We start from the raw sequence: 1,223 nt of genomic DNA on the forward strand, positions 1-1,223 counted from the left end.
CTGTCAATCCGGTGCCTGGCGTTCCCCCTCTCCATCTGATGGTATTTACACCTCTCTCGGAGCGTTTAAAGGCTTTTTTAGTAGCAGCAACACAACTGGAAAGCAGTTTAAAATATATGCCTGGGGAGGCAATCCCCCCCCCAAAAAAATCAACTTTGGTAACTCAGATAACTGTGCCAATACGTTTTCACTGACAGCTACAGTTGGCGGCCTTACTGTTGCACACTCAATCGATGGTAACTCTCAGTGGCAGAAATCTGGAAGTTTTTCATTTGATGTTCCTGATGGCCAATCGTTCTCGATTACATCAAATGGAATGATGGCTTATGGGTGCGATTACGGCAGTTTTAATGTGTTTCGTTTCCAGTAACCCATATCATATGTTGCGTTTAAAAACAGCAGGAGAACCTGCGTACAACGTATTTTCTGGTACATCCGAACGTACTACGCTGTTTGCCGCTATAACGCTGTTATTGCCAATTGTAACGCCCGGTAAAACGACGACGCCTGCTCCTAGCCATACCTTATGGCCAATACTGATTGGAGCCTGAGTAACGCCACTACATCTCAATTCAGGCGAAGTTTCATGGCTGGCTGTCGTCAGTGTGACATTCGGTCCAATCAGGGTATTGTCGCCTATCGAAATTGACGCATGATCGAGGAAGACACATCCAGTGTTGATGTAGACACCTTGACCGATCGTTATGCGACCATATTCATAAAAAAATGGGGGGGTTACTGCGCTTTCGCCAGTTATGACAACCCCTGATTTTTTGAGCAACTTGTTGCGTGATTTTCTTCGAAGATTTGTTGTGTTGAAGAGGTTTCTGGCAGTCGGTACTTTCAACCTGTTTCTTAATGTACTGAAGAGATACGTAAGCATTATTAGCGGCTTCCTTTGCTTGTGCTTGAGGATTTATCCAAGTTTATCATTCAGTTAATTTTTAGCACACCACGCTATTGCGCGCATACACGTTCCACCCGTAACACCACCTCCAGTAACAAGTTGCCAGGCATTATCTGATGGTGATGGCATTGAGGAATCTGGGGCGTTCCACCCGTTACCACCTGTCCAGTTTGAGAGAACCCAGCCACCCGAAATCAATTGTTTTCCGGCAGGACAGTAGGCTTTTGAGTAGACGTATTTGCCACAAGCATCATTTCCTTGAATCATTTCAAATGCTGATACCTTGCCGCTGGACGTCCACGCACCGGATTGACAG

Annotated in this window: 1 protein-coding gene and 2 pseudogenes; 1 reads left to right on the forward strand and 2 read right to left on the reverse strand. The window is 45.7% G+C overall.

Going from position 1 to position 1,223, the window contains the following annotated elements:
- Positions 1-370, forward strand: a pseudogene (locus JQ822_RS24275) (shufflon system plasmid conjugative transfer pilus tip adhesin PilV); the annotation flags it as partial.
- 6 nt (positions 371-376) lie between these two features.
- Here the strand turns inward: JQ822_RS24275 and JQ822_RS24280 are convergent.
- Positions 377-883: a sugar O-acetyltransferase gene (locus tag JQ822_RS24280; protein WP_077223963.1), complete on the reverse strand. Its 507-nt coding sequence runs from the start codon at positions 881-883 to the stop codon at positions 377-379.
- Positions 884-937: 54 nt separating this feature from the next.
- A pseudogene (locus JQ822_RS24285) lies at positions 938-1,223 on the reverse strand (shufflon system plasmid conjugative transfer pilus tip adhesin PilV); the annotation flags it as partial.

It is taken from the genome of Citrobacter sp. FP75, from assembly GCF_018342065.1.
GTDB lineage: Bacteria > Pseudomonadota > Gammaproteobacteria > Enterobacterales > Enterobacteriaceae > Citrobacter.